The sequence below is a fragment of the Streptomyces thermovulgaris genome (genome assembly GCF_002155915.1).
Classification (GTDB): domain Bacteria; phylum Actinomycetota; class Actinomycetes; order Streptomycetales; family Streptomycetaceae; genus Streptomyces; species Streptomyces thermovulgaris.
In genome coordinates this window covers 1-25,818 of the sequence record NZ_MUME01000157.1, presented here as the reverse complement: position 1 = coordinate 25,818, position 25,818 = coordinate 1, and the positions used below count along the sequence as shown (strand labels likewise).

Annotated in this window: 29 protein-coding genes and 4 tRNA genes; 21 read left to right on the top strand and 12 right to left on the bottom strand. The window is 70.8% G+C overall.

Annotation, left to right across the window (positions count from 1 at the left end; genetic code table 11):
• Positions 1 to 64 precede the first annotated feature (64 nt).
• A complete protein-coding gene (locus CCN35_RS14445) occupies positions 65 to 1,129 on the top strand; it encodes an adenosine deaminase (RefSeq protein ID WP_067397035.1) in 1,065 nt (354 codons plus the stop codon).
• A 73-nt stretch (positions 1,130 to 1,202) separates the two neighbouring features.
• On the opposite strand, the gene CCN35_RS14440 is transcribed toward CCN35_RS14445, so the two are convergent.
• From CCN35_RS14440 to CCN35_RS14415, 6 genes are all read right to left on the bottom strand, one after another.
• Complete coding sequence (locus CCN35_RS14440) at positions 1,203 to 2,258, bottom strand: UDP-N-acetylmuramate dehydrogenase (RefSeq protein WP_067397034.1); 1,056 nt, start codon at positions 2,256 to 2,258, stop codon at positions 1,203 to 1,205.
• A gap of 198 nt (positions 2,259 to 2,456) precedes the next feature.
• Positions 2,457 to 2,885 (bottom strand): MaoC family dehydratase, encoded by a 429-nt coding sequence (locus CCN35_RS14435; RefSeq protein ID WP_067397033.1) that lies wholly within the window; start codon positions 2,883 to 2,885, stop codon positions 2,457 to 2,459.
• An 8-nt stretch (positions 2,886 to 2,893) separates the two neighbouring features.
• Positions 2,894 to 3,346, bottom strand: a complete 453-nt coding sequence (locus CCN35_RS14430; RefSeq protein ID WP_086792952.1) for a MaoC family dehydratase N-terminal domain-containing protein — start codon at positions 3,344 to 3,346, stop codon at positions 2,894 to 2,896.
• Between the two features lie 107 nt (positions 3,347 to 3,453).
• A complete protein-coding gene (rpmG, locus tag CCN35_RS14425) occupies positions 3,454 to 3,618 on the bottom strand; it encodes a 50S ribosomal protein L33 (RefSeq protein WP_067397031.1) in 165 nt (54 codons plus the stop codon).
• A gap of 90 nt (positions 3,619 to 3,708) precedes the next feature.
• Positions 3,709 to 3,781: transfer RNA gene (locus CCN35_RS14420), tRNA-Met, on the bottom strand.
• A 44-nt stretch (positions 3,782 to 3,825) separates the two neighbouring features.
• Positions 3,826 to 3,898, bottom strand: a tRNA-Thr gene (locus CCN35_RS14415).
• Between the two features lie 219 nt (positions 3,899 to 4,117).
• Here CCN35_RS14415 and CCN35_RS14410 point away from each other — a divergent pair.
• The 3 genes from CCN35_RS14410 to CCN35_RS14400 all read left to right on the top strand — a co-directional run bounded on the left by CCN35_RS14410 (position 4,118) and on the right by CCN35_RS14400 (position 6,636).
• Positions 4,118 to 5,383, top strand: coding sequence for an amidohydrolase family protein (locus CCN35_RS14410; RefSeq protein WP_086792950.1), 1,266 nt, complete (start codon positions 4,118 to 4,120; stop codon positions 5,381 to 5,383).
• Between the two features lie 118 nt (positions 5,384 to 5,501).
• The gene (locus tag CCN35_RS14405) at positions 5,502 to 6,158 is read left to right on the top strand and encodes an SDR family oxidoreductase (protein WP_067397029.1); all 657 of its coding nucleotides are present in this window, start codon (positions 5,502 to 5,504) and stop codon (positions 6,156 to 6,158) included.
• A 271-nt stretch (positions 6,159 to 6,429) separates the two neighbouring features.
• Positions 6,430 to 6,636: a hypothetical protein gene (locus tag CCN35_RS14400; RefSeq protein WP_067397028.1), complete on the top strand. Its 207-nt coding sequence runs from the start codon at positions 6,430 to 6,432 to the stop codon at positions 6,634 to 6,636.
• Between the two features lie 275 nt (positions 6,637 to 6,911).
• On the opposite strand, the gene CCN35_RS14395 is transcribed toward CCN35_RS14400, so the two are convergent.
• A tRNA-Tyr gene (locus CCN35_RS14395) sits at positions 6,912 to 6,990 on the bottom strand.
• Between the two features lie 318 nt (positions 6,991 to 7,308).
• Between CCN35_RS14395 and CCN35_RS14390 the strand changes: the two genes are divergently transcribed.
• On the top strand, positions 7,309 to 8,097 hold the full coding sequence (locus tag CCN35_RS14390) for an NUDIX domain-containing protein (RefSeq protein ID WP_086792948.1): 789 nt from the start codon (positions 7,309 to 7,311) through the stop codon (positions 8,095 to 8,097).
• Here CCN35_RS14390 and CCN35_RS14385 read toward each other — a convergent pair.
• Positions 8,081 to 9,211: a helix-turn-helix domain-containing protein gene (locus CCN35_RS14385; protein ID WP_483883420.1), complete on the bottom strand. Its 1,131-nt coding sequence runs from the start codon at positions 9,209 to 9,211 to the stop codon at positions 8,081 to 8,083. The genes CCN35_RS14390 and CCN35_RS14385 overlap by 17 nt on opposite strands.
• Before the next feature lie 699 nt (positions 9,212 to 9,910).
• Here CCN35_RS14385 and CCN35_RS14380 point away from each other — a divergent pair.
• From CCN35_RS14380 to CCN35_RS14310, 14 genes are all read left to right on the top strand, one after another.
• Complete coding sequence (locus CCN35_RS14380; RefSeq protein ID WP_086792946.1) at positions 9,911 to 10,174, top strand: DUF6284 family protein; 264 nt, start codon at positions 9,911 to 9,913, stop codon at positions 10,172 to 10,174.
• A gap of 67 nt (positions 10,175 to 10,241) precedes the next feature.
• Positions 10,242 to 10,664, top strand: coding sequence for an RRQRL motif-containing zinc-binding protein (locus CCN35_RS14375; RefSeq protein ID WP_086792945.1), 423 nt, complete (start codon positions 10,242 to 10,244; stop codon positions 10,662 to 10,664).
• On the top strand, positions 10,648 to 11,766 hold the full coding sequence (locus CCN35_RS14370) for a hypothetical protein (protein ID WP_067398691.1): 1,119 nt from the start codon (positions 10,648 to 10,650) through the stop codon (positions 11,764 to 11,766). Before CCN35_RS14375 ends, CCN35_RS14370 begins: the two co-directional genes overlap by 17 nt.
• A 231-nt stretch (positions 11,767 to 11,997) precedes the next feature.
• A complete protein-coding gene (locus CCN35_RS14365; RefSeq protein ID WP_067398688.1) occupies positions 11,998 to 12,498 on the top strand; it encodes a hypothetical protein in 501 nt (166 codons plus the stop codon).
• A 10-nt stretch (positions 12,499 to 12,508) separates the two neighbouring features.
• Positions 12,509 to 12,784 (top strand): hypothetical protein, encoded by a 276-nt coding sequence (locus CCN35_RS14360; RefSeq protein ID WP_067398686.1) that lies wholly within the window; start codon positions 12,509 to 12,511, stop codon positions 12,782 to 12,784.
• Complete coding sequence (locus CCN35_RS14355; protein ID WP_067398684.1) at positions 12,781 to 13,341, top strand: hypothetical protein; 561 nt, start codon at positions 12,781 to 12,783, stop codon at positions 13,339 to 13,341. The genes CCN35_RS14360 and CCN35_RS14355 overlap by 4 nt, the downstream gene beginning before the upstream one ends.
• A complete protein-coding gene (locus tag CCN35_RS14350) occupies positions 13,342 to 15,492 on the top strand; it encodes a hypothetical protein (RefSeq protein ID WP_086792943.1) in 2,151 nt (716 codons plus the stop codon).
• Positions 15,493 to 15,666: 174 nt separating this feature from the next.
• Positions 15,667 to 16,110, top strand: a complete 444-nt coding sequence (locus CCN35_RS14345; protein ID WP_236561134.1) for a hypothetical protein — start codon at positions 15,667 to 15,669, stop codon at positions 16,108 to 16,110.
• Positions 16,111 to 16,125: 15 nt separating this feature from the next.
• Positions 16,126 to 16,800 carry a hypothetical protein gene (locus tag CCN35_RS14340; RefSeq protein ID WP_067398678.1) on the top strand — a complete coding sequence of 225 codons (675 nt, stop codon included), beginning with the start codon at positions 16,126 to 16,128 and terminating at the stop codon, positions 16,798 to 16,800.
• A 23-nt stretch (positions 16,801 to 16,823) separates the two neighbouring features.
• On the top strand, positions 16,824 to 17,270 hold the full coding sequence (gene ssb, locus CCN35_RS14335) for a single-stranded DNA-binding protein (RefSeq protein WP_067398675.1): 447 nt from the start codon (positions 16,824 to 16,826) through the stop codon (positions 17,268 to 17,270).
• Positions 17,271 to 17,359: 89 nt separating this feature from the next.
• On the top strand, positions 17,360 to 18,280 hold the full coding sequence (locus tag CCN35_RS14330) for a bifunctional DNA primase/polymerase (RefSeq protein ID WP_067398673.1): 921 nt from the start codon (positions 17,360 to 17,362) through the stop codon (positions 18,278 to 18,280).
• 367 nt (positions 18,281 to 18,647) lie between these two features.
• Positions 18,648 to 19,904 (top strand): DUF3631 domain-containing protein, encoded by a 1,257-nt coding sequence (locus tag CCN35_RS14320; protein WP_067398671.1) that lies wholly within the window; start codon positions 18,648 to 18,650, stop codon positions 19,902 to 19,904.
• A gap of 167 nt (positions 19,905 to 20,071) precedes the next feature.
• Positions 20,072 to 20,281: a helix-turn-helix transcriptional regulator gene (locus CCN35_RS14315; RefSeq protein ID WP_067398669.1), complete on the top strand. Its 210-nt coding sequence runs from the start codon at positions 20,072 to 20,074 to the stop codon at positions 20,279 to 20,281.
• Positions 20,278 to 21,642, top strand: a complete 1,365-nt coding sequence (locus CCN35_RS14310) for a tyrosine-type recombinase/integrase (protein WP_067398667.1) — start codon at positions 20,278 to 20,280, stop codon at positions 21,640 to 21,642. The genes CCN35_RS14315 and CCN35_RS14310 overlap by 4 nt, the downstream gene beginning before the upstream one ends.
• Positions 21,643 to 21,796: 154 nt before the next feature.
• Here CCN35_RS14310 and CCN35_RS14305 read toward each other — a convergent pair.
• A tRNA-Tyr gene (locus CCN35_RS14305) sits at positions 21,797 to 21,878 on the bottom strand.
• Positions 21,879 to 22,104: 226 nt separating this feature from the next.
• Between CCN35_RS14305 and CCN35_RS14300 the strand changes: the two genes are divergently transcribed.
• The gene (locus CCN35_RS14300) at positions 22,105 to 22,593 is read left to right on the top strand and encodes a YajQ family cyclic di-GMP-binding protein (protein WP_067398665.1); all 489 of its coding nucleotides are present in this window, start codon (positions 22,105 to 22,107) and stop codon (positions 22,591 to 22,593) included.
• Positions 22,594 to 22,730: 137 nt separating this feature from the next.
• Here CCN35_RS14300 and CCN35_RS14295 read toward each other — a convergent pair whose 3' ends face one another.
• The gene (locus CCN35_RS14295) at positions 22,731 to 22,997 is read right to left on the bottom strand and encodes a GlsB/YeaQ/YmgE family stress response membrane protein (protein WP_067398662.1); all 267 of its coding nucleotides are present in this window, start codon (positions 22,995 to 22,997) and stop codon (positions 22,731 to 22,733) included.
• Positions 22,998 to 23,136: 139 nt separating this feature from the next.
• Between CCN35_RS14295 and CCN35_RS14290 the strand changes: the two genes are divergently transcribed.
• Entirely contained in the window at positions 23,137 to 24,393 is a 1,257-nt protein-coding gene (locus tag CCN35_RS14290; protein WP_067398659.1) for an APC family permease, read from the top strand.
• A 25-nt stretch (positions 24,394 to 24,418) separates the two neighbouring features.
• On the opposite strand, the gene CCN35_RS14285 is transcribed toward CCN35_RS14290, so the two are convergent.
• Together CCN35_RS14285 and htpX are read right to left on the bottom strand one after the other, a co-directional pair.
• Positions 24,419 to 24,811 (bottom strand): YccF domain-containing protein, encoded by a 393-nt coding sequence (locus CCN35_RS14285; RefSeq protein WP_086792941.1) that lies wholly within the window; start codon positions 24,809 to 24,811, stop codon positions 24,419 to 24,421.
• Positions 24,808 to 25,671: a zinc metalloprotease HtpX gene (htpX, locus tag CCN35_RS14280; protein ID WP_086792939.1), complete on the bottom strand. Its 864-nt coding sequence runs from the start codon at positions 25,669 to 25,671 to the stop codon at positions 24,808 to 24,810. Before htpX ends, CCN35_RS14285 begins: the two co-directional genes overlap by 4 nt.
• Positions 25,672 to 25,818 lie beyond the last annotated feature (147 nt).

Sequence of the window (25,818 nt, the reverse complement as noted above, 5' to 3'; positions counted from 1 at the left end):
CGAGCAAGACCACGAAAGGGGAAACCGCTACCGGGACGCGCGGGAGGTGCGGCACGATCCTGGAATGTTGCGCTCATCAGAGGGACTCTCCCCGAACCCCCCGCGTGCACGTGATGTCTCCGAGCTGCCGAAAGCCCATCTGCACCTGCACTTCACCGGGTCGATGCGGCCCTCCACCCTGCTGGAGCTGGCCGACAAGTACGGCGTACGGCTGCCCGAGACCCTGACGGAGGCCCTGGTCAGCGGGGAGCCGCCGAAGCTGCGGGCGACGGACGAGCGGGGCTGGTTCCGCTTCCAGCGGCTGTACGACGCGGCGCGCTCCTGTCTGCGCAGGCCGGAGGACATCCAGCGGCTGGTGCGGGAGGCCGCCGAGGAGGACATCAAGGACGGCTCGGGCTGGCTGGAGATCCAGGTCGACCCGACCTCGTACGCCCCGCGTCTGGGCGGGCTGATCCCGGCGCTGGAGATCATCCTGGACGCGGTGGAGACGACGTCGCGCGAGACCGGCCTGGGCATGCGGGTGCTGGTCGCCGCGAACCGGATGAGACATCCCCTGGACGCGCGCACGCTGGCCCGGCTGGCCGTGCGCTACCGGGACCGCGGTGTGGTCGGCTTCGGGCTGTCGAACGACGAACGCCGGGGCATGGCACGGGACTTCGACCGGGCGTTCGCGATCGCGCGGGCCGGCGGCCTGTTCGCGGCGCCGCACGGCGGCGAGCTGGCCGGCCCGGCCTCGGTCCGCGACTGCCTGGACGACCTCCAGGCCCACCGGGTGGGCCACGGGGTGCGCGCGGCGGAGGACCCGCAGCTGCTGCGGCGCCTGGCCGACCGGGGCGTGACCTGCGAGGTGTGTCCGGCGTCGAATGTGGCGCTGGGGGTGTACGACAAGCCGGAGGAGGTCCCCCTGCGCACGTTCTTCGAGGCCGGCGTCCCGGTGGCCCTGGGCGCCGACGACCCCCTGCTGTTCGGCTCCCGTCTGGCCGCCCAGTACGAGATCGCCCGCCGCCACCACGGTTTCACGGACGCCGAACTGGCGGAGCTGGCCCGCCAGTCGATCCGCGCCTCGGCGGCCCCGGAGGACGTGAGGAAGCGGCTGCTGGCGGGGGTGGACGACTGGCTGGCGAGCTGACGCAGGGGGCGCCGTGGCCGGGGCGCGGCGGCGGGCCGCGTGCGCTGGGCGACCGCGCGGGCGGTCGCGGCGCCTACAGGCTCACGCCCACCATCACCGGCTCGTTGACCAGGGTGACGCCGAAGGCCTCGCGGACGCCGGCCACGACCTCGCGGGCCAGGGCCAGCAGGTCCTCGGTGGTCGCACCGCCGCGGTTGGTGAGGGCGAGGGTGTGCTTGGTGGAGATGCGGGCCGGGCCGGTGCCGTAGCCCTTGGTGAAGCCGGCCTTGTCGATCAGCCAGGCCGCGGAGGTCTTGGTGAAGCCCTCCCCCGCCGGGTAGGCGGGCGGCTCGACGCCCTCGCCCAGCCGCTTTCTCACGCGTGCGCGCAGGGCGGCGAAGTCGGCGTCGGTGAGGATCGGGTTGGTGAAGAAGGAGCCGGCCGACCAGGTGTCGTGGTCCTCGGGGTCCAGCACCATGCCCTTGCCGGCGCGCAGCTTCAGCACCGCGTCACGGGCGGTGGCGAGCGGCACCCGGTCGCCCACCTCGACGCCGAGGACACGGGCGGTCTCGGCGTACCGGAGGGGCGCCGACAGCCCGTCCGCGTCCTCGAGGGCGAAGCGGACACGCAGGACGACGTACCGTTCGGGGTCGGCCTTGAAGCGGCTGTGACGGTAGGAGAAGGCGCACTCCTCGTTCGTCAGGGTCACCGTCCTGCCCTCCCGGCGGTCGTAGGCGACGACCTCGGTGAGGGTGGAGGAGACCTCCTGGCCGTACGCCCCGACGTTCTGGATCGGGGTCGCGCCGGCGGAACCGGGAATGCCGGACAGGCACTCGATGCCCGCGAGGCCGGCCTCGACGGTGCGGGCCACCGCGTCGGTCCAGACCTCGCCGGCGGCCAGCTCCAGCGTCGTCCCGTCGAGGTCGAACCCGCGGGTGGCGATGCGCAGGGCGGTGCCGTCGAAGCCCTTGTCCCCGATGACCAGGTTGGAGCCGCCGCCGATGAGCAGCAGCGGCGTGCCGTCGGCGTCGGCCCGGCGGACGGTCTCGATCACCTCGTCGTCGGTGGTCGCGGTGATCAGCCGGGTCGCGGGGCCGCCCAGCCGGAAGGTGGTCAGCGGAGCGAGGGGCGCGTCATGGAGTTCCTGCACGCGCCCAAGACTACGAGACCCCTTCGGAGCGGCCCCGTACCGCCCCGCACCACCCGCACCGCTTCCTGCTGCTTCCTGCCGCTTCCGGCTGTTTCCCGCCGGTGCGCACGGCTTCGTACGGCGGTGCGACGCACCGCGCGCCGGCGGCTCGCCCGCGGTGGGGCCGGGCGGGCGGTGGAGTTCGGCCGGGCGATGGGGTCAGGCCAGGCGGACGAGCGCCCGGGACATTCCGAGGACCTTCTGTCCGCCGCTGACGGCGGTCAGGTCGACCCGCACGGTGTTGTCGTCGAGCTTGGCCCCCACCTTGCCGGAGACCTCGATCACGGCTCCCTTGTCGTCGTCCGGGACGACGACGGGCTTGGTGAAGCGGACGCCGTACTCGACGACCGCGCCGGGGTCGCCGACCCAGTCGGTGACGACGCGGATCGCCTCGGCCATGGTGAACATGCCGTGCGCGATCACGTCCGGCAGTCCGACCTCCTTGGCGAACCGCTCGTTCCAGTGGATGGGGTTGAAGTCCCCGGAGGCGCCCGCGTACCGGACGAGGGTGGCGCGCGTCACGGGGAAGGTCCGGGCCGGAAGCTCGGTGCCGACCTCGACGTCGTCGTAGGCGATCTTCGCTGTCATCGGGTTCCTCATCCCTCCTCGGCCGCGCGGGCCACCAGCTTGGTCCAGGCGGTCACGACGTGCTCGCCGGACTCGTCGTGCACCTCGCCGCGGATCTCCAGCACGTCGTTGCCGGCCAGGGACTTGATCGACTCGATGGTGGAGGTGACGCTGAGCCGGTCACCGGCGCGCACCGGCCGGGTGTAGGCGAACTTCTGGTCGCCGTGCACCACGCGGCTGTAGTCGAGGCCGAGCTGCGGGTCCTCGATCACCTGTCCGGCGGCCTTGAAAGTGATCGTGAACACAAAGGTCGGCGGGGCGATCACATCGGGGTGGCCGAGCTCCTTGGCGGCTTCCGGATCCGTGTAGACCGGGTTGGCGTCTCCCACGGCCTCCGCGAACTCACGGATCTTCTCCCGCCCCACCTCGTAGGGGGCGGTGGGCGGGTAGGACCGCCCCACGAAGGACTGGTCGAGCGCCATGGCTCGGCACCTCCTGGTGTCAGCTGGGGTTTTCCCACATGAAACAACATGAGGCCGCCCCCCTGGTGCAGGGGACGACCTCGTGCGTGCAGGTGTGTTCTATCCCGTTATCGCGTCTCGCGGTGCGCGGTGTGTGCGTTGCAGCGCGGGCAGTGCTTCTTCAGCTCAAGACGGTCCGGGTTGTTGCGCCGGTTCTTCTTGGTGATGTAGTTCCGCTCCTTGCACTCCACGCAGGCCAGCGTGATCTTCGGGCGGACGTCGGTGGCAGCCACGTGAGTGCTCCTTGACGAACGGGTTGACTGGTTTGACGCACAAGAAGAGTAGCCGATCGACGGACCGACCCCGCAATCGGCTACTGGGAGTAGCGGTGACCGGACTTGAACCGGTGACACAGCGATTATGAGCCGCTTGCTCTACCGACTGAGCTACACCGCTTCGATGCGTTCGGTCCCGCACGGCGGCGGGAACCCCCGCATCAGAGCCCCAAAACGGAATCGAACCGTTGACCTTCTCCTTACCATGGAGACGCTCTGCCGACTGAGCTATTGGGGCGAGCGAGGAAGACATTACACGGTCCGGCGCCCTACACCCAAATCCAATACCCGTCGAATGCGCCGAGCCCTCCCGTCGGGCGGCCACACCGGTACGACTATTGCCCTCCTCCCTCATCGGTCCCACGGACCGCCCTAGGCTCGAGCCACCCTGCGTGATCTTGCGTTCCGCGCGCGGCCCCGTGGCCCGTGTCCCCCCTCTGGAGTCCTGTGGAGTGCGATGCCCCCTGGTCAGCCGCAGCCGCCCCACTCGTCCTTCCCGCCGGGTCCGTCCGGACGGACGGACCCGGACGGCCTTCTGCTGTGCGGGGCCCGGCTGGCCGACGGGCGGACCGTGGACGTACGGCTGTCCGGCGGGCGCATCGAGGCGGTCGGCACCGCCGGCAGCCTCCGCGCCGGCGGACCGCGGGACCGGGGCGCGTACGTGGATCTCGAGGGGTATCTGCTCCTGCCGGCCCCGGCCGAGCCCCACGCCCACCCGGACACCGCCCTGACCGCCGACGGCGACGGCCCGGTGCCGTACGACCCCCGGGACGTCCAGCGCCGGACGACCGAGGCCGCACTGCTGCACCTGGGGCACGGGACGACGGCCGTGCGCGCCCATGTGCGCGTGGACGACGTCCAGGGGCTCGGCGCCCTGACGGCGGTCCTGCGGGCACGGCGGACGCTGCGCGGCCTCACCGAGCTGACGGCGGTGGCGGTGCCGCGCGTGCTCACCGGCGTGGCCGGCGCGGAGGGCCTGGCGATGCTGCGGGACGCGGTGAAGGCGGGCGCGTGCGTGGTCGGCGGCTGCCCGGACCTGGATCCCGACCCCACGGGCCATGTCGAGGCGGTCCTCGAGGTCGCCTCCGAGCACGGCTGCCCCGTCGACCTGCACACCGACGGCTCCGACCCGGCCCGTCTGGCGCGGATCGCGGCGATGGCGGGCGGGCTGCGCCCCGGAGTCGCGCTGGGCCCCTGCGGCGGCCTGTCCCGGCTGCCGGCCGCGGTGGCCGCGCGGGCCGCGGACCAGCTGGCCGCGGCCGGGGTGGCGGTGGTGTGCCTGCCCCAGGGCGGCTGCGGAGGCACCGAGCGGCGGGACACGGCTCCGGTACGGCTGCTGCGGGCGGCCGGGGTGCGGGTGGCCGCGGGCAGCGGCGCCCTGCGGGACGTGTCGAACCCGGTGGGGCGCGGCGATCCGCTGGAGGCGGCGTATCTGCTGGCCTCCCGTCACGGGCTGCGCCCCGAGGACGCCTACGACGCGGTGAGCGCGTCGGCCCGCGCGGTCCTCGGCCTGCCCGAGGTGCGGGTGGAGGCGGGCTTTCCCGCCGAGCTGCTCGCGGTGCGCGGCGACCGGCTCGCGGGGGTGCTGTCGCTCGGGTACAGCCGGATCGTGGTGCACCGAGGGCGTGTGGTGGCACGGACGAGCGCGGTGCGGGAGTTCTGCGACTCGCCCGCCGCGGCGGAGCTGGGGCTGCCGCGGCAGGGACGGGGCGAGCTCTCGTGACGCGGCGCGCGGGAGCGCGGAGGCACGGAGGCCCGGAGGCGCAGGGTGCGGTCGTGCCCCTTCGGACACGTCCGGGGGCGTGCGGCGAACGCGCCCGTTCGGGCGTACGGTCGGAGACATGCGGATTGTCATCGCTGGTGGTCATGGTCAGATCGCGCTGCGGCTGGAGCGGCTGCTCGCCGCGCGCGGGGACGAGGTGGCGGGCATCATCCGCCGTGCCGAGCAGAGCGAGGACCTGCGGGCGGCCGGTGCCGAACCGATCGTGCTCGACCTGGAGTCGGCGTCGGTCGAGGAGGTCGCGGAGCGGCTGCGGGGGGCCGACGCGGCGGTGTTCGCGGCCGGTGCGGGCCCGGGCAGCGGCGCGGCGCGCAAGGAGACGGTGGACAAGGGCGCGGCGATCCTGTTCGCGGACGCGGCGGTACGCGCGGGCGTGCGCCGGCACCTGGTCGTGTCGTCGATGGGCGCGGACGTGAACCACCAGGGCGACGAGGTCTTTGACGTCTATCTGCGCGCCAAGGGCGCGGCCGACGACTACGTCCGCAGCCGGAAGGAGCTGGACTGGACGATCCTGCGCCCCGGCGCGCTGACGAACGACGCGGGCACCGGTCTGGTGCGGCTGGAGGCCCACACCGGCCGTGGCACGATCCCCCGCGACGACGTGGCCGCCGTCCTGGCCGAACTGATCGACACCCCCGCCACCGCCGGCCTGACCCTGGAGCTCATCAGCGGCTCGGCCCCGGTGTCGGTCGCGGTGAAAGCGGTGGCGGGCAACTGAGGGGGGCGCTCCCCCCTCCCCCGCGGGAGACCTCCCGCACAAAACACCCTTCTCTGTCCGCGTCTCCGCGGACAGAGAAGGGTGTTCGCAGAGCGGCGGCACCAGGAATCGCGCTCTCCGCCCGATGTCGCGCCCTTCCGCTTCCGGCCTGGTCACCGCCCGTGCCCGACAGCCATGTCACCCGAACAGCTCACTGCGGCATGCCACCCACACGGGTGAACGCCAGGGTGAGTAGTGCCCCGAACGAGGCAATCCGTGAAAGGGGAACCACATGCGCATTCGACGCCTCCTCACCGCCGTCGTCGCCACGGCAGCCTTCACCGGGCTCGGCCTCACGGGCGTCGCCACCGCCACCAATGGCGACGGCGCCTCTCTCACCCCGGGTGAGTGCACGGAGGCCGGCGGAACGATCGACTGGTCGACCAGCCCCTTGCCCACCTGCAGGGGTGGTTCGCTCGACGGGCGGGAGATCGACTGAGCACCCCCCTGAACGCCCTGGGCGCCCCGCAGCCACGCGCTGCGGGGCGCCCCCGCGTGATGCGGCCGGGAGAGCCGCGGAAGACCGTGCCGCCCCGTCGGACACCCCGCGTCCGGATCGACCCGAACGCACGTACGAAATTCGGCGTGCGGGGTTCGGACGGCACGGGCGGGACGGACCGCTCGGAACCGGCACCGGTACGAGCAGCGGCCGAGAAACGGGGAAACCCCCTCCGACCAGCCATGGAGGCTGGCCGGAGGGGGTTTCCCTCGGTGTGGCGGCGCTAGGATTCGAACCTAGGAAGGCTGAGCCGGCAGATTTACAGTCTGTTCGTCGCCACATCAGCAGATCACCTTTGACCTGCTGCTTTACACGGCTGCATGCAGGAGCAACTGCTTTCCGTCCACGCCTCGTCCTCACACACGGCTCTCCGAGAGGCCGAAACGGGGCACCTCGGGATATGGCGCTAGATGCCAGACTTCACCCTATATAGCCGATTCGCTCCATCCTTTTGGAAGACTCAGCCCATCAGGAAATTCCCAGCACTCTTCCTGGGGACCAGGATCGTCTTTGGTGATCTCATGCGCATACGCATCGTTGTAGCCACGCAGCGCTGTGTGTGCGGCCCGCTACGCTGGTACGCACCACGTCAGAACGGGGAGTGCTCCGCGGATGGGACCCAAGACGAGCAAGGTCTACGAGACGCTGCGTGCACGGCTCGCTGCCGGCGAGTACGCGCCCGGGGACAAGTTCCCCTCGGAGCGCACGCTCGTCGAGGAGCTGGGCATCGGGCGGACGGCGCTGCGGCAGGTGCTTGCCCGGCTCGTGGCCGAGGGGGCACTGGAAGTGCGCGGGCGCAGCTCGTATCGGGTTCCGGGTGCTGTGAGCGTGAAGACGCCCGAGGGGCTGAAGCCGTGGACGATCCACGGTGAGCGGGATCTGTACGACAACCGCTGGGTCAAGCTCCAGCTCTGGGACGTCGAGCCCCCGGGCGTCGAGCGGTTCGAGCATCACGTGGTGAAGCTCCACCACGTCGCCATTACGGCTGTGGTCGACGACCGGGACCGCGTGCTGATGATGTGGCGGTACCGGTTCGTCCCACAGCAATTCGGGTGGGAGCTGCCCGGCGGCATCGTCGACGAGGGCGAGGATCCTGCCGAAACCGCGCTGCGCGAAGTCGTCGAGGAGACGGGCTGGCGGCCGAAGTCGCTGGAACACGTGGTCACCTATCAGCCCATGGTCGGCATGGTCGACTCGCCGCACGAGATCTTCGTGGGCTACGGCGCCGAGCAGGTTGGCAAGCCGACCGACCTGGAGGAGGCCGGCCATATCGAGTGGGTACCGCTGGCCGATGTTCCCGGTCTGATGGCTCGCGGGCAGCTCATGGGGTCCGGCACGCTCGTGGCCCTGCTGCACATCCTGGCGAGCCGCGGGAAGCAGGGCGTCACAGCTTCGAGCTGAGCATGTCGATGCGCCGCCGCTGCCGCACCGATCCGGTGCGGCTCGCCAGCAATCGAGCCTGCTGCAGGTGGGTCCGCGCATCGTCGTACTCGGCCCGGATCAGGTGTGCCTGGGTCAGGTCGGCATGCAGACCGGCCCGAGCCCGGACGAACGTCGGGTCCATCACTTCCAGTGCGTTGTAGAGGCTGGTCACCGCTTCTTCGTCACCGAGCAGAGCGAGCACATTGCCCCGCCACCGGGTGAGGTGAGCACCGTTCAGGAAGATGCTCACCATGTCCGGGTCTCGGTCCTCAGCCCCCGGAGGAATCTCGTTCATGGCCGCATCGAGGGCACGGCGGCAATCATCCGGCATGCCAGCGTGAGCGCATAGCTCTGCCTCTGCTGCATGGAGCCACGCTCGAAGCCGAGGCGAGCCGGCCTGCCCCAAGGTGCGCTGAGCGTCGCGCACCAGCTCGACACCGAGCGCCGGTCGTCCGGCCTCGCACAGGACGTACGCCTGCTCACCCATCGCGTGCGCCAAGTACATCGGTGCCTCAGCATCACGCGCGGCCCGCTTCGCAAGCTCGTAGTGCCGCCATGCCCGTTCGACCGCCCCTGAGTCGATCGCCTGCCACGCTGCGAGGGTCGACGCGCCAGCCAGCGCGAGGGCAACCGGCCGGCGAGCGGAAGGCAGGACGGCGAAGTTCAACGCCTCCTCCAGCGCCGCAAGGTGGCCGGTCATCTGGTCGACGAGGCCCGCGGCGCCCATCTGGCGATCCATGGTGCGCAGGAGTTCGGTCTGGTCGTTGAACGCCTTCACCATGGACGCGCTGACACTGCTGGCGGAGTCGATCCTGCTGAGCAGTTCGCCGTAGCCGTCTGCCATCGGTACGGCCTGAGCAGGGCCGGTGTCCCTCAACTCTGCGTCCGTAACGCCCAGGAGCCGCCGCAGGATGGCCGCGTAGCGATCCGAGATGACCCGCTTGCCGTTCTCCCACTCGGACACGTACACGCGCAGGCTGGCCTTCGACGCCACGTCGACGAGGTTCCGTCGGGCGTACTGCTCGATTTCGCGAACCAGTCGTTCCTGGGACCACCCGCGCGCCGTACGCGCGTTCCGAAGTCCTGCGTTCACAGGCCACCGTCCGGCGTTCGTTCCCTCCACTGACCTGCCCAGCATGCACGACATTGCCGCAGGTCAACAGGGGTTAACAGGCCGGAAGTTAAGGACTGTTGGCTACCGACGCCCCTGTCTCGAACGGTGTCCTGGAAGTGCGCCGCAGCGGGCGACAGCCCATCCGAACCGGCGAACCAGCCTTGACTCTGGTGCGCACCAGATGCACTCTACTGGTGCGCACCAGATTGAGCCGATGGTCGGCCAGCTGTGCGCGTCACGAACGGGAGTCGTGTCCCCAGGACATGGCTTCAAGGGGCCCGGGACAGAGCGGGCCGAGGGCGCACCCGACCCTGGTCATTCGGGAGGGCTTAGACCGAAAGGTCACGTCTCCATACGCCTAAAACGGGAGCACGCTCCCGAAGGAGACACCTGAACCGGTCGCTCAGCGACTCGAAGGAGTGACTGTGATCCGTCGACATCTCAAGGCGTCGTCCGTGCTGGACCGGCACGGCGACTACGCCCATTGAGTCACTCTCCAACCTCTCCCGCGGCTCTCTGCCGCGGCCGGTTGCCTCCTCCGCCCGTCCGGTCCGCGTACTGCGCGGCGCCCGTACGGGCGGAGTGTGGGGAGCCGGATCTACCGACTTCAACAACCGCGCGGCCCCGGTGTCAGTCCACCGGGGCCGCCGCCGTTTCCGTCTGAGAGGAACACGATCGATGAGGTCCATCCGTGCACTTCAAGCCGTTGCTGTCGTCGACGGGAACGACCGCGAACCGACGGATGCCGAGCTGGACGCCATCGCACGCGAGACGCCGCTCATCACGGCGGAAGTCGAGTTGCTGGACGTCCAAATCGCCCTTTTGGACCGGCCTCTGTCGGAGCTGGACGAGCGCCGGCTGCGGCGGGCTCACCGCAGGGTGCTGGCCGCACGGCGTGAGCTGACCAACGAGAGGCCCACGACGACGGGTATCGGCGCATGAGCGCGAGGCTGGAGCCGGCGGCCAACGCCGACATCCCCGCCCCGACAAAGGCAGGGGTGGAGGTCTGATGTCGGGAGCGTTCGGCAAGTGCTTCGATCCGACCGGCGCCCGTTACGGCGTCCCGACGTACCCGTGGCGTTACGCCCCCGAGGGGCTGGCCACTCGGCGTCAGCTTCGCGCCCGCGGGTTACGGCCCGGTGGACAACCGGTCGCGGCACAAGTCATGCGGGTCAACCGGCGCACCGGCGGAGTGCAGGTCAGTTACCTGTACCGGATCGACCGGGCGAAGCCGGTACGGCCGATGACGTCGCGGAAGTGGGGTGCGCTGGCGTTGGCGATGCTGGCCCGCCGCACGTGCCCCGAGTGCGGGATCACCTACAGCTACTGCCTGCCGACCTCACTCGGCATGTGCCTGCTGTGCGCCCACGGCGGCGCGCAGCAGGCGCCTGAACCCTTCGAGGACAGGAGATTCGATGAACAACATCCCTGAGAGGTCCCTGAGCAGGGGCCAGGCAGCCGTACTGGGGGCCGCCGCGGTGCCCATGGTTGCCTTCGGCGGCCTGGGCGCGTGGGGCACCTACAGCAACATCACCTCCGTCTTCCACCGGTCGGCCACCGCACTGGGCGTGGTGGCCGCAGGGGAGGGCGCCACGCTGGTGCTGGCCCTGGTCCTGGTCGGACTGACCATGCTGGGACAGTCCGCCCCGGCGCCCGTGCGGGTCGGGCTGTGGACGCTGCCGGCGGTGGCGTCCCTGACCGGCGCGACGGTTGCCAAGAACCTCACCGAGGCGGTGGTGTTCGCCGTGACACCCATGGCCATGTGCGTGTCCGCAGAGGGCATGGGCCTGCTGGCGCGCCGCATCGTGGTCTACCGCACCGGTGTGGACGCCGAGGCACAGCGTCGCAATGCGACCGTCATGCAGCGGCTCGCCTACCACCGAGCCCGCGCCGCGAACCACCCCGACGCGGGCGCCCGCAAGGCGTCCGAGCTGGCGTCGTGGAAGCTGGCGAGGAAGGTCGGCACGGGGGATGCGCTGCTCGGGGCGCACCTGGTCGACGTCCAGCGCGAGCGGATGACGGCCGGCGCGGATGCCGCTCTGGCGAGCATGTTCGCCCTGCCCGTCACACCCCCGGTCGCCGAGGCGGTGGCCACCATCGCACAGCCTGCCGTCGGCAGCGGTGCCGAGGCAGGCGTCACACCCCCCGTGACGGCGGAAGACACGCAGGTCAAGGGCAGCATTGACAAGGCTGCGTCGGAGCGCGTCACGGCCGTCACGCCCGAGCCAGAACCCGCCGTGACGCCTGCCGCCGACGGCGGCGTGCTGGTGGAAGACGAACCGTCCGGGCGTGACGGGGGCGTGACGCTGGAGGAGATCGCGGCCGTGGCAGGTGTGCCGACGCCCGTGACGGGCGAGCCACTGAGCGACGCCCAGCTTCTCGTGGTCCTGCGCCACCTGCGCTACGCCGAGGATCCGCCGCTGTCCTACCGGCAGGCGGTGGCCGCCTTCCGCGAGGCGGGCTTCGTCGGCGGTGAGCAGCGGGTGCGCCGCGCGTGGGGCGCGCTGATGTCCCACGAGGAATCCGGCGCGTAAGCAGCGTCCGGCACCACCAGTGAGGGCCAGCCCAGGGGTAGTGGGCTGGCCCTCGTTGCGACTGCCGGAAGCAGTCGACCGCACCAGTGAAGCAGACCCGGTGAGCCCCGGTGAGCGGTACTCACGCAGACCCGGCGTGCAGACCCGGTGAGCTTGCCTCGGCACCCGCGAAGCGGACGTGCCGGGAAGCAGCACACCGCCTTAATCACCCCTTCGTCCAAGGAGTTCGCTGTGTCCAGCCGTATCCGCACTCGCGGCGTGAAAACGGCCGCCGGTGTCCACACCGTCCATATTCCGCGTCAGCGTGGACGCCGCGGCATGCAGCCGTTCGTGGTCGTGGTGCCCGAGCGCCCGTCGCTGGCATGGGAGTTATTCGGTTACCTCGTTCGGTTGCTGTGGGAGCACCGCGGCCGTCTGGCGCCGTTCGCCCTGGCCGTGACGGCGCTGGCCGTCACGGCGGTTCTGCACTGGTGGGCGTGGTGGTCCGGGCTGATCCTCGCTCCGGCCGCTGTGGCGCCGCTGGTGTGGCTGCTCATCGTGCAGCGTCGTCGTCCGGTCGGCCGCTCGGTCATCTGGTGGCGGATCGGCCTGACGGTGCTGGGCACCGTCGGCCTGGTGTGGCTGGCGCTGGCCGCGGCGTTCGGTCCGCTGGCCGGGCCGCTGCCGGTGCTGTGGCTGCTCGTCACCCTGGCCGCTCAGGTCGGGTGGCTCGTCGTCCGCCGCCGCGGCTGAGGGACGACTCGTGTTCGGCGCGCGCCGCGCCGCCTTGCTGGACCGCTCGTTCGCCTTCGGGCAGCGGGCGGCCCAGTGGGCGGGCGCCCTCATCCACGCTGCCGCCGGCCAGTTTCGGTGGCGTCCCACTGACCTGTACGCCGCGGCCGTGGTGGCACGGTTCGCGGCTTCCCATCGGCTCATCGAGCAGGCGGCCGACGCCGTCGACGACGGTTGGACCGTCGACCGCATCGTCACGTCGCCGCTGCTCGGGTCCGTCATCGTCTTCGAGGAGGACGACTCGTGAGCACTCCCCCCAACGGCGCTCCCGTCGGCGGTTCCATGGGCGGTGGCCCGTCCGGCGGCCGGACCCGGCACACGCACAAGGAACGCACCTGGAACGTCAACTTCACCACCGCCAACGGCGGCCCCGGCGGAGGCGCCGGCTTCAACGGCGCAGCCGGTGACGGCGGGGCGGCGGACCGGCACCAGGGCGACCGGCTGATCCACGCAATCGAGCGGATCGAGTTCCGCTCGGACAAGGACATCCTGGCGCTGGCCAAGGCCGTCAACCACCTGGGACGTGAGCTGTACCTGATCCTCGGCATGCGCGCCGAGGAGCTGAACGGCGTCCTGTCGCAGTACAAGGGCCGGTGGTACACCTTCGGCGCCCAGTCCCGCATCAAGGCCCGCCTGGTCTCCGCTCACCTCAAGGTGTCCGCGGAGGCGGCCAAGGCACTGGGCGTGGGAGCGCTGAAGATGGCGCATGCCTTCGACCGGCACTTCGTCAAGCCGGAGCGCGAGGCCAGGCAGCAGCGCGGTGGGAAGCACGCGCGCCCGACGTTCACGATCGGGGAGGACTGAATGGCCCGCCGCGACCGCGACCACTTCCCCGCACTGCACAGCCACGACGGCTATGCCCTGGCTGCCCTGCCCGCCGGGCGGGGCGGCATCCTGTCCACCATCGGCAACCACCTGGCGGCCAAGGCCGCGCCGTACCTGCCCCCGTGGATCGGCGCCGCCGTCCTCCCCCCGGTCGCCGGATGGGGAGTGCACGAGATGTGGGGCGGCTCTGCTCTGTCCGCCGGGCTCGCCTCCGCCGGCCTGGGCGTGGGCGGCGTCCTGCTGTCCGCCGTGACCTGGGCCGTCTCCGGGGGCAGCAACAAGTTCCGCCGCTACCGGCGCGCCCAGGCCACCGCCAGCGTGGCCGCTGGCATGGGCTGGCTGACCTGCGCCGTCTCCGCAGGTCCCTTCGGGCATCCGATGACGGATCTGTGGCTGCTCGGGGGCGGGCTGTTCGCCGCGTCGTGGAACGTGCGGCAGATCATGCGCAACGCCCACGACGAGACCGAGGAGACCGACTCCACCGGCCTGGCCAAGCTCGCCGAAGCAGTCGGCCTGGAGAAGGTGCAGGTCAAGAACGTGCGCGGCAACGGCAAGGGCATGGTCACCGCTGAGGTGGTCGTCCCGCCCAGCAAGACCATGGACGACGTGCAGACGGCCGCCCCCAAGCTCGCGGCTGCGCTGCACGTGCCGCCGTCCGCGGTCACCATCGGCAAGGACTCCGACAACGCCGCCCGCGGCACGCTCTCCGCCCGCGTCGCCGACCTGCTCAAAGACGGCGTCCCCTTCTTGCCGCCGAAGGAGCTGGGGCTGCTGCCCACCGAACCGATCCCGGCCGGCCAGTACGCCGACGGCGAGACCTGGTGGATCAACCCGTTCAAGGCCGAGATCCTCCAGCACCTGCTGGTCATGGGCGTCACCGGCTCCGGCAAGTCGGAGTTCGCCCGCACCGTGCTGGCCCACCTGATGACCCGCCGCAAGCTGTCGATCTGGCTGATCGACCTGGCCAAGGGCGAGCAGACGGTCGGGCACATGAAAGAGGGCATCGACTGGTTCGTCGACCGCAAGCGCGGCGGCACCCGCGAGGCCAAGGCCATGCTGCGCTGCCTGCCGGCCGTGATCGCCGAACGGGGCACCGCCCTGGCTGCGGAGGGCCTGGACCAGTGGACGCCCCAGTCGAAGCTCAACGCCATGGTGGTGTGGATCGAAGAGGCCGCCGACGTCGCCGACTTCTCGGTCCTGGACGAGATCGCCCGCAAGGCCCGCTCCGTGGGCATCTGGCTGGTGATCAGTCTCCAGCGCGCCACGTGGAAGAACCTCGACACCGACGTGCGCGCCAACCTCCAAGCCGCCGTCTGCTTCGGCGTGGACGAAGCCTCCGACGCGGCGTTCTGCCTGCCCGATCGGGTCACCGAATCCGGTGCCGTCCCGGACTGGGGCGCGGACCGGCCTGGCTACGCCTACGCCACCGGCATGGGCATTCCGGCCAAGCGGTGGACCACCGAAGTGCGCGGCTGCCTGACCAAGACGGTCAAGGAGCAGATCCGGGAGATGGTGCTGGCCGCCACCGCGGTCCGCGACCCGCTGGACGACATCTCCGCACGGGCCGCTGGCCTGGCCTACGAGCGGCGCACCCACCGCGGCACCAACCGCCTCGACCCCGGCCAGGAACTGGAACAGGCACCCATCACCGCCCTGCGCGCCGTGCACGGCCCCGCACCCGCCTGGGACGTCCCGGACGGCGAGGAGACGGACGAGACGGACGCCGTAGACCCGGCGGCAGAGGAGGCCGCAACCATGGAACTGCAGGACGCCTACGAGGAGGTCATGGCGCAGATCCCGGCGGACCCGGAGCCGGACGCCCCCTACGCCCGCCTCCGCCTGGAGGACGACGTACCCGACACCGACCCGGACACGGACCTCACCTTCGAGCAGACGGCCAAGCCGTCCACCGAAGAGGCCCGCGCCATCCTCTACGGCCAGATCGACGCCTGGGCCGCACAGGACCGGCTCACCTTCGAACCGGGCGACCTGATCCCCGCCGCCGTGAAGGCCGGCCGCTCCCGCCCCTGGCTCCAGGGCGAGCTGAAAAAGCTCACCGAACAGGGCGTGCTCAGCCGCGACGGACAGGGCGAGTACACCATCGTCCGCCCGGCCTCCATCGCCGCCTGACACTACCCACCGTGACGCCCTGACTGTCAGGGCCGCGCTCTGACTCTGACAGTCAGGGCGCGGCCCGGCCTATAGGAAAGTCAGGGATTTCCGGCCTGACAAAGCCCCTGACACCTCGTCTGACTGTCAGAGCCGCACCCTCTGACAGTCACGATCCGTGATCGGAGACCGATCGTGACCCACCCCGAGCAGACCACACCACTCCCGGTGCACCGCCCCCAGCCGCTCACCCCCCACACAGTGGCACCGCTCGTGCCCGTCCAGCCGGGCAGCGTCCCGACGGTGGCGAGCGTCGTCCTGCCCGATGGCAGGGTCGTCACCGGCTACGCCATCGAACCCGCCAAGCCCGACCCGGCCGCCGTCAAGCCGCCCGTCTCCCGCACGGCGGTGAACATCGCCCTCGGCGGCGTCGGCTTCCTCGCCGTGTGCGGCGGGCTGTTCCTGCTGACGGCATTCATCACCGCCCTCACCGCACTGATCACCCAGCTCATCATCCTCGCCGCCGTCATCTTCGGCGGCTGGATTGCCGCACAGGTGTTCACCGCCAGCGGCCACAAGGGCGGGACCACGGTCCACATCCGCAAAGCCGTCATCAAACGCAGCCACTTCCACAGCTGAGAAAGGAGACCCCTTATGACGACCGTCCGCATGTGGTTCGAATCGCTCACCGACAGCGTGTTCGCGCTCGGGGCCGCAGCCCGTGAGACGCAGCGCGCGGCCCGTACCGCCGAGCTGGAGCACGCCGCCTACGACCCCGACCGCATCCGCCTGCTCGACGCTGCCGTCCACATCGACAACGCCCCCAGCTCCGTGCCGTTCCGCCCCCACGACGCCGCCGTGTTCACCATCGGCGACACGCTCAGCAAGACGGTCCGGGTACTGCGTGAGCTGTACCTGAACACCGCTCTGGCCTACGGCTACGGCACTGCATGGGCAATCGGACAGGTACTCGACGGCCAGCAGCCCCAGACGGTCAAGCTGGGCCGCACTGGCGACGGCCACTACAAGCTGCCCGCTGACCTGTGCCCGGTCCCGCCGGCCATGCCCGCGCTGGAACAGTGGAGCGGCTACCGCAAGTTCGAGCAGGCCCGCGCCCGCCTGCTCGACATTGAGGACGCCGGCAACGTTGCTGAGTACCTGGACCAGCAGCCATATCTCAGCGATCGCGACGCCACCGACCTGCACGCCGCCCTGGACATCGTGGCCGGGCACGCGGACGCCGCCTACGCCTACGGCGTCCTTGCCGAATCCGCCCTGCACTTCGTGCTGCTCAATGCCAAGGCCCAGCACACCCACACCCGGGCCTAACACCAGCAAAGAGGAGATACAGCATGTCGCTCGGAGAAACCCCGGTCACCATCATCGGCAACCTCACCGCCGACCCGGAGCTGAAATTCACCGCCTCCGGCCAGGCCCTCGCGCGCTTCACAGTCGCCTCCACACCGCGCGTGTTCGACCGCGAGGCGAACCAGTGGAAGGACGGCACCTCCACGTTCTTCCGCTGCGCCGCCTGGCGCACCCTCGCCGAACACGTCGCCGACTCCCTGGTGAAGGGCTCGCGCGTCGTCGTCTTCGGCCGCATCCGCCAGCACGACTGGCAGACCCCGGAGGGCGAAAACCGCTCGATGCTCGCCGTCGAGGCCGACGAGATCGGTGCCTCCCTGCGCTTCACCACCGTGACGATCAACGGCAAGCGCACCAACGCCGCTCCGGTCCGCGACGACATGTGGAGCACCGCCGACAGCTCCGCAGAGCCGGGCAACGAGCCGCCGTTCTAACCACGCCTGGGGCGACCGCCCATCTCGCCAAAGATCCGCGGTCGCCCCAGCCCAACCAGTCCGCAACAGACCTGTTGGAGGCATCCAGCATGACCCATCACCCCGCCGCCCGGCGAGCACGCCTGCTCGCCGCCGCCCTGGATGCGGCGGCTCGCGGCTGGCACGTCCACCCGCTGCGCCCCGGCGGCAAGGCGTCCGCCCTGCACGGCGAACGCACCTGTCCCGGCACCGGCGACTGCGCCAACGGACACCGCAAGTGGGAGCAGCGGGCCACCACCGACCCCGACCGCATCCGGGCCGCATGGAGCGCGGGCGCGTTCAACGTCGGCATCGCCACCGGTCCATCCGGCCTGGTCGTCGTCGACCTGGACATGCCCAAGGACAAAGGCAGTAGTTCGGACGCGCCTTGCGGCGCGGCCGTCTTCTTGGCGCTCTGCGAGCGCGCCGGCGAGCCGTGGCCGACCACTTACACGGTGCGGACGCCCTCCGGCGGCATGCACCTGTACTTCACTGCCCCGCCCGGGGTGGAACTGCACTGCACCGCGCGCACCGTCGCCCCGAACGTCGACACCCGCGCGTGGGGCGGCAACATCGTGGCCGCTGGCAGCATCACCCCGCACGGCGCCTACGAGGCCGTGAACACCAGCCCGGCGGCGCCGCTGCCTGTCTGGCTCCTGGAGCGGCTCCGACCGGCACCCACGGCCCGTACGGCGCTGGCGCCGGTTATCGTCTCCGGGCCGATCACCCGCCGCGCCCAGGTGGCCCTGGAGCGGGAGACGGCCGCCGTCGCCGCCACGCGGGAGGGCGGCCGGAACAACCGGCTGCTGGCTGGCGCCCGTGCCCTGGGCCGGTTCGTCGCCTGGGGCGAGATCCCGCGCGACGTGGTGGAGGAGGCTTTTCAGGCGGCCGGAGAGGCGGCCGGACTCCCGCCGGGCGAGTGCCGGGCCACCATCCGCAGCGCCCTGAACTGGTCAATCCGCACCGCCCGCCCACGCGAGGAGGCGGCATGACCACCTCCCCCGCCCGCTGCAACCTGAAAAGCCCTCCTGACGCCCCGCCGCATCCCGGCCCCGCCGTCGCCGCGGCGGCCCCGGCTCCCGAGCGCGGCCGAGAAGAGGCCGCCCGTCAGGGCGTCCTTTCATCCCCTCTCACCGACCGGAACCCGAGTCGCCCGCTGGCCGGTGACGACCGCTTCCCCATGGCGTGGCTCCACGTCTGCGCACCGCGCGGCTCCACCCCCACCGCCACCTCGAAGTGCATGTGCGGCCGGGACAAAAGCGCCGTCGGTCGGCATCGGGTGCTCGCCCTGATCAAAGATCACGAAGCCCACCGCGACCTCTGCCCACTGCGCACCACTCAAGAAGGGAGGAACGCCGCATGACGCCCACTCAGGTGCCCGCGCCGTCCATCGACGGCGCCGCGCTGCTGGACGAGGTGGAAGCGTTCCACCGCCGTTTCAACGTCTTCCCCACCGAGGCCGCCTATGTGGCCGTCACCCTGTGGGACGCCCACGCTCACCTGCTCGACGCTTTCGACTCCACCCCCCGGCTCGCCTTCCTCTCCCCCGAGCCCGGGTCCGGAAAGTCCCGCGCCCTGGAGATCGTGGAAACCTTGGTGCCGCAGCCGATGGTCGCCGTCAACGCGTCCGCCGCCGCCCTGTTCCGGGCCGTCTCCGGCACCGAGGGACGCCCCACCATCCTGTTCGACGAGATCGACACCGTCTTCGGCCCCAAGGCCGGCGACAACGAGGAGCTGAGAGGCTTCCTGAACGCCGGACACCGGCGCTCTGGCGTCACCTACCGGTGCGTGGGCGACGGCTCCAGCCAGAGCGTGCAGGCGTTCCCCTCCTACTGCGCGGTCGCCATGGCCGGGCTCGGTTCCCTGCCGGACACGATCCTGACCCGCTCGGTCATCATCCGCATGCGCCGCCGCGCCCGGAACGAGAAGGTGGAGCCCTACCGGCAGCGCGTCCACGAGAAGGAGGGCCGCGCGCTGCGCGACCGGCTCGCGAAGTGGGCCGATACCGTCCGCGACGCCGTGGAGGGCGCCTGGCCGGCGATGCCCGAAGGCGTCACCGACCGGCCCGCCGACGTGTGGGAACCCCTGCTCGCTGTTGCCGACGCGGCCGGCGGCGCCTGGCCGGAGCGCGCCCGGGCCGCCTGCGTGGAGCTGGTGGCCGCCGCCGCACAGGACGATGAGGCGTCGCTGGGCGTGCGCCTGCTCACCGACCTGCGCGACACCGTGTTCTGCGGCGCCGACCGGATGCCCACCGCCGCCATCCTGGAATGCCTGCTCGCCATGGACGACGCCCCCTGGGTCGACATCGGCGGCAAGCCGCTCACCTCCCGCGGCCTGGCCCGGCTGCTGAGCCAGTACGTCACCGCGGCCAACAAGCCCATCAAACCGCGCCCCATCCGCACCCCGGGCGGCGCGGTCCCGCGCGGCTACTACGCGGAGGACCTGGCCGACGCGTGGGCCCGGTACTGCCCCCCGCCCCCCGTCAGATCCACTACATCCGCTACAGCCGCTACACCGCAGGTCACTAGGGGCGAATCCGTAGCGGATGGCCTCCCCGGCATCCGCTACACGCCCGCCGAAACCGCTACGTCCGCCACCGGCGGCGGCCCGGCGTAGCGGCACCGAGCCGCTACACGCCACGCATCCGCTACAGAAAACATGCCCCTGACCTGGGCTGTAGCGGACGTAGCGGATGTAGCGGATTCCTGGGAGGGGCCAGGGGCCCAAACACCCCTGGCCCCCTTTCGCTCTGTCCCTCCTCCTGCTCAAAAGGAGACCCAGGCATGGCAACCCCTTCTCGTCGACGGCGCACCCCCAAGGACCCGCTGGTGCCCCTGAGCGATGCCCTGGAAGAGATCGGCATCAGCCGCGCCACGTGGTATCGCTGGCGTAACCGCGGCTACGGGCCGGAGGCGCGGCGCACGCCGACCGGCCGCATCTGTGTGCGCCGAAGTGACCTGGACGCCTTCATCGACGAACTGGAAGCCGCGTGACTGAGTGGAGCTACACCGTACGCATCTGGGCTATCCGCAAGCGTGACTACCGGAAGCCCTACCAGCTCCGGTGGAAGGTGGGGAACCGCCCCCATTCGGAGTCTTTCCTGACGCTGGGCCTGGCGGAGAGCCGCCGGGCCCAGCTCATCACTGCGGCGCGTCAGGGTGAACCGTTCGATGTCGACAGCGGACTACCGAAGTCCCTGCTCACCGAGAAACGGAACACCACCTGGTACGAGCACGCCCGCCGGTACATCGAGATGAAGTGGCCGCACTCCCCGGCCTCCACCCGCAGGACTCTCGCTGAGGCCATGGCGACCGTCATGCCGGCGCTCGTGAAGGACACCAAGGGAATGCCGGACCCGAGAAACGCGCGCGCGGCCCTCTACGGCTGGGCGTTCAACAAGAACCGGTGGGACGAGGAACCGCCCCCGGAGGTCGGGAAGATTCTCCGCTGGTTCGAACGCAACTCGGTGCCCGCATCCGCGCTGGCCGACCGGATGCGCGTCCGGGCCGCCTTGGACCTCCTCACCAGGAAGTTGGACGGTACGACGGCCGCAGCGTCCACCATTCGCCGTAAGCGGGCCATTTTTCACAATGCGCTCGCGTACGCGGTGGATGCCGAACTGCTGGCGGAGAACCCTCTTCACAAGATCCAGTGGAAGGCACCTGAGCAGGTTGAAGAGGAGGTGGACCCGGCTTGCGTACCTGATCCTGCCCAAGCGGCGAAACTGTTAGCGGCCGTACGGGATCAAAGCGCCCGGGGACGTCGTCTGGTCGCCTTCTTCGGCTGTATGTACTACGCCGGAGCACGGCCGGCGGAGGTCATCGGCCTGCGCCTCCAGGACTGCGACCTGCCGCGACGCGGATGGGGCATGCTGCGGCTCCGAGAGACACGACCGCGCTCCGGCACCGCATGGACGGACAGCGGCGACGCCCACGACAGGCGAGGACTCAAGCACCGGCCGCGGAAAGCGGTCCGGCAAGTTCCCATACCGCCGGAACTCGTGTCCCTGCTGCGCTGGCACGTCATGGCGTACGGCGTCGCCCCGGACGGTCGGCTGTTTCGTACCCAGCGCGGCGGGCTGATCCAGGACACCGGTTATGGCGAAGTCTGGGCTGAGGCCCGGGCGCGGGCTCTCACTCCTTCGCAGTACGCGTCTTCGCTGGCCAAGCGTCCCTATGATCTTCGTCACGCCGCCGTGTCCACGTGGCTCAGCTCTGGTGTGGAGCCTCAGCTTGTGGCGAAGCGTGCCGGCCACAGTGTCGCCGTACTGTTCCGCGTCTACGCAAAGTTCCTGAGCGACGGAGACGAAGCGGCGAACGCGAAGATCTCGGCACGCCTGAACGGGTACGGCTGAGCGCTGTGGACGGCCGTCCACAGCCCGTCCACACAGCCCGAGACGGAGCGTTCCAGGACGAGATGCAGCGAGACAGTGCGCTGCTCTCTCAGCTACACGACTAAGGCCCGGTGACCTGCTGCTCTCGCAGGTCACCGGGCCCCGGTCGCTCGTGTGGCGGCGCTAGGATTCGAACCTAGGAAGGCTGAGCCGGCAGATTTACAGTCTGCTCCCTTTGGCCACTCGGGCACACCGCCAAGTAGCGTGCCGGGTCGAACCGCCTTTCGGCGGTGCTCCCTGGCGACGACGTAAACAATACCCGATGCAGAGGGGTGCTTCGCCACCCCATTGATCAACGCCGTGGGATGGGGGGATGACTAGGCTGGTCCGGATGCGGCCCGCGGTCTGGAGGCGGGCCCGGCGGCCTCCCCGCGCCCGCCGACACGCATCCGACACGCACCCTGATACAAGGAGCCACAGGACATGGCCGACTCCAGTTTCGACATCGTCTCGAAGGTCGAGCGGCAGGAGGTCGACAACGCCCTCAACCAGGCCGCCAAGGAGATCTCGCAGCGCTACGACTTCAAGGGCGTGGGTGCCTCGATCTCGTGGTCCGGTGACAAGATCCTCATGCAGGCGAACTCCGAGGACCGGGTGAAGGCAGTCCTCGATGTCTTCCAGTCCAAGCTGATCAAGCGCGGTGTCTCACTGAAGGCTCTGGACGCGGGCGAGCCTCAGCTGTCCGGCAAGGAGTACAAGATCTTCGCGTCGATCAAGCAGGGCATCTCCCCGGAGAACGCGAAGAAGGTGGCCAAGCTCATCCGCGACCAGGGCCCCAAGGGTGTGAAGACCCAGATCCAGGGCGACGAGCTGCGGGTCAGCTCCAAGAGCCGTGACGACCTGCAGGCCGTGATCGCCCTGCTCAAGAAGCAGGACTTCGACTTCGCGCTGCAGTTCGTGAACTACCGGTAGGAACGCACCACCGGCGGGACGGCACGCCGCACACGGCAGCGCGGGCATCACGGGAACGGCATGAGAAGGGGTGGCACCGCACCGGTGCCACCCCTTCCTGCGTCTGTTCTCCGTCCGGGCCGCGCCCGGCGGGGCGCTCAGTCGCGGGAGTTGCCGAACAGGATGCGGTAGGCGATCAGCAGGACGAGCGAGCCGCCGATCGCCGCGGCCCAGGTGGCGCCGTCGTAGAAGTCCTTGGTGATCGGGCGGTCCAGCCAGCGGGCGGAGATCCAGCCGCCGATGAACGCACCGGCGATGCCGATGAGGGTCGTACCGATGAGGCCGCCCGGGTCGCGGCCCGGCAGCAGGAACTTCGCGATGGCCCCGGCCAGCAGCCCCAGGACGATCCAGCTGATGATGCTCATGCTCCGAACCTGCCCGTCGTACTCGTCACGTCTTGCGATCGTGCTTACCACATGTGTGTTCACCCGGCGTTCCGACCGTGGTGGAGAGGAAGACGCCCGGGCGGCGTCCTGCGGTTGCGCGGCTCCGTAGAGTCGGACCATGAACCGCTCACCCGCCGCCTCCGCGTCCGGGCTGCGGCGCACCCTGGGGGTGCGGGACTCCGTGGTGGTGGGGCTCGGCTCGATGATCGGGGCCGGGATCTTCGCCGCCCCGGGGCCGGCGGCACGCGCGGCCGGTTCCGGGCTGCTTGCCGGGCTCGCGGTCGCCGCCGTGGTGGCCTGCTGCAACGCCCTTTCGTCGGCGCGCCTGGCCGCCCGGTATCCGGCGTCGGGCGGCACGTATGTGTACGGGCGCGAGCGGCTCGGCATGTTCTGGGGACACCTGGCGGGCTGGGCGTTCGTCGTCGGCAAGACGGCCTCCTGTGCGGCGATGGCGCTCACCGTGGGCGCGTACCTCTGGCCGGCGCAGGCGCATGCGGTGGCGGTGGCGGCCGTGGTGGCGCTGACCGCGGTGAACTACGGCGGCATCCGGAAGTCGGCCCTGCTGACGCGGGTGATCGTGGCGGTGGTGACGGCCGTCCTCGCCTCTGTGGTCGTCGTGTGTCTGGGGTCCGGTGCGTCCGCCGTGGAACGGGCCGCCGGCGGCGGCCCGGCGGGCGCCGGCGGTGTGCTCCAGGCGGCCGGGCTGCTGTTCTTCGCGTTCGCCGGGTACGCACGGATCGCGACCCTCGGGGAGGAGGTGCGGGACCCGGCGCGCACCATCCCCCGGGCGATCATGCTCGCCCTGGGCATCGTGCTGGCCGTGTACGCGTGCGTGGCGGTGGCCGTTCTCTCCGTGCTGGGGCCGGTGGGGCTCGGGCAGGCGGGGGCGCCGCTGGCCGACGCGGTGCGGGCGGCCGGTGTGCCCGCACTGGTGCCGGTGGTGCGGGCCGGGGCCGCCGTGGCCGCGCTGGGGTCGCTGCTCGCCCTGCTCCTGGGGGTCTCGCGGACCGTGCTGGCCATGGCGCGGGACCGGCATCTGCCCGGTGTGCTGGCCGCCGTGCACCCCCGTTTCCGGGTGCCGCACCGGGCGGAGCTCGCCGTGGGTGCGGTGGTCGCGGTCCTGGCCGCCACGGTGGACGTCCGGAGCGCGATCGGGTTCTCCTCCTTCGGCGTCCTGGTGTACTACGCCGTCGCCAATGCCTCCGCCTGGACCCTGGACGCCTCTCCCGCCCGGCGCGTGGTCCCGGCGGCGGGGCTCGTCGGGTGCGCGGCGCTGGCGTTCGCGCTGCCCTGGGTCTCGGTGGCCGCGGGTGCCGGTGTGCTGGCCGCGGGCACGGCCGTGTACGGCGTGCGGCGGCGGACGGCGGCACGGTAGGGCTTCAAGGAGCCGGCCCCGTCCGTCAGCGTGCCGCGAACGGCCGGTCCGTGGGGACGATCTCGCGGCCCAGCGGGAACAGGGAGACCGGGATCAGCTTGAAGTTGGCGATGCCGAACGGGATGCCGATGATCGTGACGCACAGCGCGATGCCGGTGGTGATGTGGGCGAGGGCCAGCCACCAGCCCGCGAGGATCAGCCACAGCACATTGCCGACGCAGGAGGGGGCGCCCGCGTCGCGGCGCTCGACCGTGGTGTACCCGAAGGGCCACAGGGCGTAGACGCCGATGCGGAACGCCGCGATGCCGAACGGGATGCCGATCACGGTGATGCACAGCAGCACGCCCGCGAGCAGGTAGCCGAGGAAGAGCCAGAGGCCGCTGAGGATCAGCCAGATGACGTTGAGGAGTGTCTTCACCGGTAGTGACCTGCCATCTGCTCGAGCCGGGCGATGCGTTCCGCCATCGGCGGGTGTGTGGAGAACAGCTTCGACAGCCCCTGTCCCGGACGGAAGGGGTTGGCGATCATCATGTGGCTCGCGGTCTCGATCCGCGGCTCGGGGGGCAGCGGAAGCTGCCGGGTGCCCGCCTCCAGCTTGCGCAGGGCGCTGGCCAGGGCGAGGGGGTCGCCGGTGAGCCGGGCGCCGGAGGCGTCGGCCTCGTACTCCCTGGAGCGGCTGACGGCCAGCTGGATGACGGTGGCCGCGAGCGGGCCGAGGATCATGATCAGGAGCATGCCGAGCGGGCCGGGCCCCTCGTCGTCGTGGGAGCGGCCGACCGGGATCAGCCAGGCGAAGTTGACCAGGAACATGATCACGGAGGCGAGCGCACCGGCGACGGAGGAGATGAGGATGTCGCGGTTGTAGACGTGGCTGAGCTCGTGGCCGATGACGCCGCGCAGCTCACGCTGGTCCAGGATGCGCAGGATGCCTTCCGTGCAGCACACGGCCGCGTTGCGCGGGTTGCGGCCGGTCGCGAAGGCGTTGGGTGCCTCCGTCGGGGAGATGTACAGGCGGGGCATCGGCTGGCGGGCCTGGTTGGAGAGCTCGCGGACCATGTGGTAGAGCGCCGGGGCCTCGAACTCGCTGACCGGGCGGGCGCGCATGGCGCGCAGGGCCAGCTTGTCGCTGTTCCAGTACGCGTACGCGTTGGTGCCGACGGCGACGAGGACCGCGATGATCAGCCCGGTACGGCCGAAGAAGCTGCCGATGACGATGATGAGCGCGGACAGTCCCCCGAGGAGGACTGCGGTCCTGAGCCCGTTGTGCCGGCGGTGCACGGTACGCCCTCCAAGCGGTGCGGCAGGGGAACCTTCGCTTGCTGTTGCTCCACGCCACCGGTGGCGTGGTGTCGCCTCCAGTGGATCCTTACGTACGGGTCAACGCCAGGCGTGAGCCGCGGGTTCCCCGCGGCTCACGCCTGGCGT